General features: G+C 43.3%; 6 protein-coding genes and 5 pseudogenes. 3 read left to right on the forward strand and 8 right to left on the reverse strand.

What is annotated here, in order from left to right; translation table 11 throughout:
• Positions 1-341 (reverse strand): dihydrodipicolinate synthase family protein (locus ACOTX3_RS25380; RefSeq protein WP_421634990.1); only part of this gene is annotated, 341 nt, incomplete at its 3' end.
• A gap of 20 nt (positions 342-361) precedes the next feature.
• Complete coding sequence (locus tag ACOTX3_RS25385; RefSeq protein ID WP_023336806.1) at positions 362-1,057, reverse strand: B3/4 domain-containing protein; 696 nt, start codon at positions 1,055-1,057, stop codon at positions 362-364.
• Positions 1,058-1,100: 43 nt separating this feature from the next.
• Between ACOTX3_RS25385 and ACOTX3_RS25390 the strand changes: the two are divergent.
• A pseudogene (locus tag ACOTX3_RS25390) lies at positions 1,101-1,702 on the forward strand (helix-turn-helix domain-containing protein).
• Between the two features lie 62 nt (positions 1,703-1,764).
• Positions 1,765-2,210 (forward strand): annotated as a pseudogene (locus ACOTX3_RS25395) (GNAT family N-acetyltransferase); the annotation flags it as partial.
• A gap of 568 nt (positions 2,211-2,778) precedes the next feature.
• On the opposite strand, the gene ACOTX3_RS25400 reads toward ACOTX3_RS25395, so the two are convergent.
• The 5 genes and pseudogenes from ACOTX3_RS25400 to ACOTX3_RS25420 all read right to left on the reverse strand — a co-directional run bounded on the left by ACOTX3_RS25400 (position 2,779) and on the right by ACOTX3_RS25420 (position 6,934).
• Positions 2,779-3,399, reverse strand: coding sequence for an inovirus Gp2 family protein (locus tag ACOTX3_RS25400; protein ID WP_023336807.1), 621 nt, complete (start codon positions 3,397-3,399; stop codon positions 2,779-2,781).
• A 462-nt stretch (positions 3,400-3,861) separates the two neighbouring features.
• Entirely contained in the window at positions 3,862-4,626 is a 765-nt protein-coding gene (locus ACOTX3_RS25405; RefSeq protein WP_006809977.1) for a hypothetical protein, read from the reverse strand.
• Between the two features lie 135 nt (positions 4,627-4,761).
• The gene (locus ACOTX3_RS25410) at positions 4,762-4,983 is read right to left on the reverse strand and encodes a helix-turn-helix domain-containing protein (protein WP_003847740.1); all 222 of its coding nucleotides are present in this window, start codon (positions 4,981-4,983) and stop codon (positions 4,762-4,764) included.
• Positions 4,980-5,294, reverse strand: a complete 315-nt coding sequence (locus ACOTX3_RS25415; RefSeq protein WP_094320684.1) for a hypothetical protein — start codon at positions 5,292-5,294, stop codon at positions 4,980-4,982. The genes ACOTX3_RS25410 and ACOTX3_RS25415 overlap by 4 nt, the downstream gene beginning before the upstream one ends.
• 240 nt (positions 5,295-5,534) lie before the next feature.
• Positions 5,535-6,934, reverse strand: a pseudogene (locus ACOTX3_RS25420) (tyrosine-type recombinase/integrase).
• Between the two features lie 318 nt (positions 6,935-7,252).
• On the opposite strand from ACOTX3_RS25420, the pseudogene ACOTX3_RS25425 reads away from it, so the two are divergent.
• Positions 7,253-8,334: pseudogene (locus ACOTX3_RS25425) on the forward strand (tyrosine-type recombinase/integrase).
• 30 nt (positions 8,335-8,364) lie between these two features.
• Here the strand turns inward: ACOTX3_RS25425 and ACOTX3_RS25430 are convergent.
• Positions 8,365-8,706 (reverse strand): annotated as a pseudogene (locus ACOTX3_RS25430) (hypothetical protein); the annotation flags it as partial.
• Positions 8,707-8,805: the final 99 nt, after the last annotated feature.

Below are 8,805 nucleotides of genomic sequence, written 5' to 3' on the forward strand. Positions count from 1 at the left end.
ATAGGCTGATTCGATGTGTTTGCGGGAAAAAAATCGGCCCAGATCCGCGAAATTTTAATCAGCGAGTCAGCTTGGGAAGAAATGACCTGCTTATTCGCACCTTCCCTGACTGCCCCCACACACACCATAACAGGGATATCCCCAGCAACCTGTTTTGCCAGAGTCGCGACACGTTTGCGCTGCTCCGGGGTTAGATAGGCGTAGCTACCGGTAGACCCCAGAATACCCATTGAATCCACCCGTGCCGTCGTAAGGCGGGCCAAAATATTATTGAATCCCTTTTCATCGACGCCGTTGGCGGTAACAGGGGTCATTGGGAAAGCAGACAAGCCGGTGAACATGGTGTTTCTCCTCAATGGTATTACGGTTGTTGCTCTTCAATGAGAGTTACGTCAACCCGCAGACCTGGCGTCATTGCTTCGAGGCCATCGGTCAGCATCTTCCCGGCTTCGTGAAGTTTTTCCAGTGGCATTTGCGGCAGACTCTCCAGAATAAACCACATGTGCTGTGCTTCCACATCTAAGCGGGTTCTGACTCCTTGTCGCCAGTTCCAGCGACGGCAGGTCACACCGGCATCATCACGCCAGATAACTTCACCTTGCGAAGGATATTCAACGGCGATTTCACCCTCTTTTACCGTATCAAACGGCTCAGTGCCTGTTGCCACAACGAGGCGTGGTAGCCCCTGATAGGCAGCAATGTTCTCGCCCCCCACCGGCACGGCGTAGCGAAGGCTAACGGCATTATAGAGATCAACGATGGGGTCAAGTGCTGGCATCGCGCCGTCACGTAATACACGCTTACGTAACGCATCAGCTGAACAAGGGGTGCGTTTAGGCTTAGCGCCAAACGTCTGAAAAATCTCAGCCCATGCAGCTAAATGCGATTCTGCCCACTCAGGCTCACCGACAAGAACCGCTTCACAAGCTTCTCTCAGCGCTGTTTCACCAATATCAGGGTTCAGCACCGGCGCAGCGTTTACATAGATACTGAGTGCCCGGAAACCGGGTGCAATACGATAAATTTCAGGGGCAATTGACGGAGATACTGTTAACACGGAATAATCCTGTAATGACCAATTTAAATCATGATAATGACCAATGACTAAAAAAGTCAATTTAATGACCGATGCTGGTTCGATTGCCAGCACAGTAAATGAAGCTGTATCTCAGCGGATTAAGCTGTATCGCAAACAAAAAAAATCTCCCTTGATGAACTCTCCCGCCGGGCGGGCGTCAGCAAGGGTGCACTGGTTGAAATTGAGGGGTGCCGGGCAAATCCCAGTATTGCTCTGTTGTGCCGCCTGGCCGTCGCGATGGGGGTTTCGGTGGCAGACTTTGTGGATGTCAGTTCGAAACCAACGGTGCATCTCATCGCTGAAGAGGAAATCCCCGAATTATGGCAAGGCGAAAAAGGCGGACGAGCCAGACTGCTTGCAGGATCAGGTGGCCCTGATATGACCGAGATGTGGATGTGGGAAATGCAACCGGGGGAAAAGTTTGCTTCCCCCGGCCACACAGATGGAACGCTTGAATTGTTTTACGTCCAGGAAGGCACACTCACACTGGGTGTACAAGATCACCTGTATCAAGTGAACACCAACTGTTCGGCAACCGCGAGAACAGACGTTGCGCATTGCTATGAAAACCGAGGAGCGAGCCCATTGGTGTTCATCATGACGGTACATGAGAAATCATCCTGAGAGTTACCCAACATACCGTTCGGTCCTGTCTCGTCACATATTCGTTTACAAGGAGTTAATCAGTGGATAACCCGCATCTCAGTTTTACTAAAGACCTGTTTACGGTCACAACCGATCCCGCTTTTTTGAGCTGGAAGCCATTCATGATTACCTTTCGCAATCGTCCTGGGCTCCTGGTATTGATATAGAAACGGTCAGTGTATCTATCCAGAACAGCCTTTGTTTTGGCCTACTGGATGGCACAAGACAGATCGGTTTCACCCGTCTGGTGACAGACTTTGCCACTTTTGGTTATTTGTGCGACGTCTACGTGCTGAACGACTATCAGAAAAGTGGCCTCGGTCGTTGGTTGATTGAATGCTGTCACGCCCATCCATTGATGTCACGCCTGCGACGGATAATGCTGGTCACTGACAGCGCCCCTTGGCTATACCAGAAAATGGGGTATCTCCCGTTGAACCGACCAGACTTTGTCTGGCAGATCAACCGACCAGACATGTATCGTAAAACCGAAGGTACTGTAACAGTTGAAAAAGTAGGGGCGGCATTTGCATTGATCAAATGCCACCATAGGCCTGAAGCAGAATATGAATTTACTGGTGAGTTTCTCGGGCTTTCACACGAGCTGAAGTTTGCAGGGAAGAATTTACGAGAACTGAGAGAAACTGGCTGTTCTATTTATGGAATTTATCAGGATGAATACGGCATGACCTTACTTCCTGATCATCCCGGCATTAAACTGGCCGAAATACTAGCGGTATCAAATATAGGACTGAATAAATTTTCGGTTTACATGGGATGTCGCGAGCAAGAGATAGTTGAATTGTTGAACGGTTCAGTTTCACTGACGAAAGCTATGGCACTCCGGTTATCGCATGTAGTCGGTGGAAGTTGGTCGAAGTGGATGTTAATTCAAGAGCAGTTTGAATTACAGTTGGCACAACGAGAGATTAAAGAATTAATGATTTTGACTAATATCGGGGATGAGGTCGTTGGATTATAGTAAAACAACCATCTTTAACTGATGGGTTTGGCCTTTCCATCCATAAGAAAGGCCATTTCTGTAAAAAAATAAATTACCCGCGACTGCAGCCGAAGCTACGGTCGCCATCTCCGTATACTTTTGTATCAAGTTTAGCCAGGTAGTCAAGACGATTCAGTAATTTATTGTATTCTCCTTCAAAGTTAAAATCATTGACGTCTAATATATAACGACAATTTTCAGGGTAGTGAGCCAATCCCGGATAATCATCCAGTTCCAATCCCAGTGCGCTATACCATGCTCTTACAATCATCATCCTTAAATTGCTTTCAGCCTCATAATCACCTAAATGGTAATAAGCATCTTTGTTAAAAAAAAGACCAATATGAAAATGACATTTTCCCTCTTCGGAAAACTCCCTTACCCAAACATGACGAACTCGGTTTGGATATATTCTTTTACCGTTGGCGGCTCTGGCTCTCTCATTGGCCTCCAACATGGCATTTAATGCATTACGGAAACGGGATATGGCACCAGGCTCTAGATTAGGAAAACAGCAAACAGTATCACCTCTGTCTAGAATGGGGGGGTAATGTACATCAACACGTAATGCCATTGTTCTGGGGAATTCACTGAGTGCATCATTGACGACTCGTTCAATATTTTTTTTATAGGCGAGCACATGCTCACCATGTGAACCATGATATAATTCCATGTTTCGATCCTGTAGCTAGTCCTACGGCTTTCGATAGCCGTATATAGTAATATGATAAGACATAGTTGAATGTCTGTAATTAGTTATGTTAATTAACTGTTGGTAGTAATGATTGCTTTATAATACCTTTCCAACAATAAAACTTGTTATCAACCCATTACCCGTGCAGTAAAATACTTAAAAAGTAACTCTGCAATTATGATCATCCAAAGATACCATTATCCCAGTATCTTTTTACCGTGGAAATGCTTATTCCTAAGATCTTTGCCACCTTGGATTGAGAGTAATGCTTAGCCTTCTCATTCTGAATTAGATAAGAATATTTACTTCCTTCAGGTCTTCCCTGCATTTTCTTTGGTTTTGTTTTGTTAGTAGGCATCTTTTGCTCTCATCTAGCTATTAGGCAATAACTCCATACTGTCGAGATGTATGTAAACTAAGTGGTTATGCTTAACATTGGTATCAGAATGTATGGTTTACTTCACCGTTAAAGGGATTAATAATGATGGCATCTCCTCCTTTCATCGCCTTTTGAGGTGTATCGCCTTCGGCAATTACCGGAACCATTACCGCTAGATCATTTGTGTAATAAATTGGTATCCAGCAATAGCATGATTGTTTAGGGGGAGTTTTATTTCTTTTCAATACTGCCTCAACTCCAAATGTAATAAGTTCAAAGATTGGCATAATCACAATGCTGCTCAAATCAAAAAAACAACCATCGTAGACTGTGTCCTTTATCAGTATGATATTAGATAACCCTCCTGCAATGAGATGTTTGCGGTTCACGCGCCGATCTGTGTAAATAAAAATTGCTTTTTTTACATTGAAACTTTTTATAATGTATGAGAGCTTTTCATGAATTAATTTTTTTTCGCTCTTTCCCATCTTATCATGAGGTATTTTGTGCGCATAAAAATCTTGATCGACAACCTCGTTCCGGTGTCGAATGTGAGTGTTCCAGACGGAATAAAAAAACTCTTCGTAAGTTAATTTTGGCTCACCCCGTGCGATTGAGGGGGCCTTCTCTTCAAAAATACAGCCTAATGTTGACTCCAAAGTTTGAGCTATATGATATTGCGATGTTATTTTATTCAATGCTGGGGCTGTGGCGTTTAACAAAAATGATATCACCTCTGACCTAGAGTATCCTTTTGCATTGCTATAGTCGTCGATTGCATCAATAGTTGATTTTTTGTTTGCGCTGAAAGTGATGCGTTTTTTCATATGTATCCTTGACTTTCGTTAATGTAAAATGTGATAAACGGTGGTGATTTAGTATCTTTTATTGACGGATTGTTTCTGTTAATTAAGCCAGCTATTCTTTAGAATAGCTGGGGAGTTATGATTTTGAGGCTGCTGTTAATTACAATATACTGAGAAGGTTAATAGGAACCTATCAATGTCTTTGCGTAACCAATAATGTCGGCTGTTAATTTTCTTTGGGCGTGGTAAACCATTAGGCAGCTTGTCTTGGCAAAGCCATTTTCGAATTGTTTGGGCTTTAAGGTTTAATAGATGTGCTAACTCACTTGTGGAAACAAGTTCAGATAAAGATGTTCTGGATTGCTCATATATGCTCATGCTACCACCTCAATGATTGAGATGCAGGCATATACAAAAAGTAATGAAATTAGAAGGGAAAGAAAGGACCAAAAAGAAAACGAAAAAGCCAAGCTTGAATAAGCTTCAGGGTCAGGGTCACTACCTTCGCTTGAGCCGGATGAGGTACTTTTAGTTGATTTAGACGCATTACCTTGCGAGTTTTCGGCCAGATTTTTGTGCGAGATGATACGTGCAAAAAAAACGCCCAAAGTTTTATGTCGATTGTTTTTATTGTATAAAGAGTTTTTTTCATTGAGGTGTCCAAGAGCAGCTCGAATCCTGATGTTCATCTGTCTTTCCTGAAATATGGACTCAGCACAGGTTTGTCGCTGCTTACTAGAACGAACAACTTTGATCTTACCCACGACCCGTACTATTCGAGCCTTTGAGCTAGTTTGCGCAGAACTCATCAAAGAATTAGACATAATGCTTTATCTCCTGATTTAAAAGTGGACGATGGAATTTAAACCTTAAAATACACTTATGTCAACGATGGATGTTGTTCTGTAATCTATTGATATTAAATGAAATCAACGCATATCAACGGTTATTTTTTTACAATATTTGCTTGCTGTAAGATCCACCTCTCAATTTTTTCATGCCATTTGCGCAACAGATCTAACGGACGACGGCGGTAGTGTTTTTCCGCCAGTGCACTTGGTTTGTGTCCCATAATTTGAGCAACAATACCTGTTGGCACTTCAACCCATTCAGCAAGAGTGCCAAAACTACGGCGTAAGCCGTGAAGGCTGATATGTGGTAACTCAGCTCGAGCTAACGCTCTGTTGTGTCCTGAACGCGGTTCAATAATTTTGCCACTTTTGCTGTTACTTCTGAAAACCCAACCCTCCTTATTTACGTCAGAATTTGGGAATTGCGCTAGCGCACTTAACAGCTCAGAAACATAAGGAGTGAGAGGGATGATACGTTCGCCTTCGATCTTGTCTTTAATCCTCATGCTTGACCATTTGAAATCTACGTCAGACCACCGAAGTGACGCAATTTCTTCACGCCGTGCACCGGTGAGCAAAAGTACTTGGAGATAGGCCGATGCAATGGGATTATTGAGGCTACGTACGGCACTGAACCAGATTTTTAACTGTTCTTTTTGTAAGCAATCTCCCGCTTTACTCGCTGATACTGGAACCACTTTTCTCACGTTATGATCTTGTGCAATATCGCCATGGATTATTCCCTGATATTTTTTCTGGTAATTAGCCCATTTGATAAATGCACGCAACAGCCGGTAGGCATGAGCAGTGACGGTAGGCCGATTTTGTCTCTCTGTACTTAGCCATGCGGCAATGTTCTCTGGTGTTAGTTCCGATAACGGTAGGTCGAGTAAGCTAGCCAATGGTCCAGCCGAGGTTGGGCCCCGGCCTCTTTTTTTACTTACCCCTCCACGGCTGGACAAGTTAATGTGATCGGCAATGTATCGAGTAGAATATGGGCGTTTAGTTTTTGCGCTGATTCCGGTTCTCAATTCTTCAAGGTAATCTTCCCAAGCGCTTGTGAAGGTTACCTTCGTTTTACGAGATTCAGCCTGCTGTGATTCCGCTTCAGCAATTTTTTCTGCCTTAGCTATACGCGGATCTATTCCAGTATCGATTAATGTTTGCAGCCGCCTGGCTTCGGCCCTGGCATCATCAATCCTCCAATCGTTAATGTTGCCAATGGTCATGCGAAGGGTTTTTCCCGCATATACGCTTTGGAACACAAAAGCTTTTGTTCCGCGAGTTGCCCGACATGCCAGGGAAGTTACGTCCGCATCCCAAAGAAATGCCTGGGTTTTTCCTTCAGATAAAGCAAATTTTCGAATGCGCTCGAAGGTGAGTTTTTGTCTTGGAAGTGCCATTTTGGGGCTCCAGATGAGAAATGTTACATCACCATAATGTAACTGCTGGTGTAAGTAAAATGGGGGAATAAACATCAACACCTGTCAATTTTTATCAACAGGTGTTTTTAATAACACAATGTTTTATAATGAATTACTTGTTTTAAGAGTAGGTTTTTAAAGGGGTAAAAATATAATAACGTCGCATTCGTAATGCGAAGGTCGTAGGTTCGACTCCTATTATCGCACCATCTCAACTTCTTCAAAGATCCGCATGCATCCTTAACTTCCTTGTTTTATAACGATTTTACTGATTTTCAGTACATCGTTGTCCGTAACCATCCAGTAAAATCCGATACAGAATGTGTATAGGATTGTGTAATTGTGCCTGTTCGGTCCTGGATTCCTATACACATGCCTTTAAACGATATGCAGATTCGCCGCGCTAAGCCTGAAGATAAACCCTATACGCTTGGGGATGGGCAAGGGTTGTCATTGCTTATAGAACCCAATGGAAGCAAGAGCTGGCGGTTCCGCTATCGATTTGCTGGTAAACCCAAGATGATCTCGCTTGGCGTTTACCCAACGATCCCCCTTGCCGATGCTCGTTCCCGTCGTGATGAAGCTCGAAGACTTGCAGCAGAAGGAAAGAACCCTAGCGTGGTTCGAAAAGAGCAAAAGCTGGCTCTACAAACCGAGTCAGATAACGCCTTCGAAAACATAGGCAGAGAGTGGCATTAACTTAAATCTGCTAAATGGTTGGCGGGATATGCATCAGATATCATGGAAGCGTTTAATAACGACATTTTTCCTTATGTCGGAACAAGGCCAGTGGGAGAGATTAAACCGTTAGAGCTGCTGAACGTTCTGCGTAAAATTGAGAAACGTGGTGCGTTGGAGAAAATGCGAAAAGTTAGGCAGCGTTGCTCAGAAGTGTTTCGCTACGCAATTGCAACAGGTAGGGCGGAGTACAATCCTGCGGCGGATCTCTCCAGCGCTCTCGAAGTACACCAATCCAATCATTTCCCGTTCCTAAAAGCTGATGAGATACCTGATTTTCTGCGTGCCTTAGAGGGTTATACCGGGAATAAGCTTGTCCAGATAGCCACGAAATTCCTGCTGAAAGGATGAAAATGCGTAGGGCACACCTAGTGCCATTGTCAGTTCAGGCATTAAATTTATTGCATGAGCTTAAACGTATAACAGGGCATTATTGCTATGTTTTTCCCGGAAGAAATGATCCTAATAAACCTATGAGTGAAGCCAGTATCAACCAAGTGATAAAAAGGATCGAATACGGTGGCAGACTTACTGGACATGGATTTAGACACACAATGTCGACTATCCTCCATGAACAGGAGTTTAATACCGCGTGGATTGAAATGCAGTTGGCACATGTGGATAAAAACTCGATTCGAGGAGTATATAATCATGCGCAATATTTAGAGCAACGAAGGGAAATGATGCAAAGTTATTCAAATCTACTATTAGATTAGAATGATCCCCCCGATGCCGGGGGGATAGAACTACTGGATACCATATTTTTTTTCACGAACTGAGAATGCAACATGCCCTCCTTCAAGAATAGAACATATATGATGTCTTATCCCTTCCTGAAGTTTAATATCACCATCTTCAATAGCTCCGACTTCATAGCTAATCATACTGCCGTCATAATTTGCTACAATAACCTGTTCTGAATCAGAGTTAATAACTAAGTTAGCATTATGTGTAACAATTATAACTTGTCGGTATTTTTTAATCTTTTTGAATAAAGGTACGAGTTGTTTCATGATGAAACTATTATCAAGATCATCTTCGGGTTGATCGAATACAAATGGACTGCCAAACGGATCAGTTGTGAATCGCCACGCGTTTAACAGACACCTCAGAGTCATTTAAGATGACTTAAAGAGAGGTGCCCATGAGCGGTAAGCGTTATCCTGAAGAGTTTAAAACTGAAGCAG

The sequence above is a fragment of the Enterobacter cloacae complex sp. IR5384 genome (assembly GCF_049237265.1).
Lineage (GTDB): Bacteria > Pseudomonadota > Gammaproteobacteria > Enterobacterales > Enterobacteriaceae > Enterobacter > Enterobacter cloacae.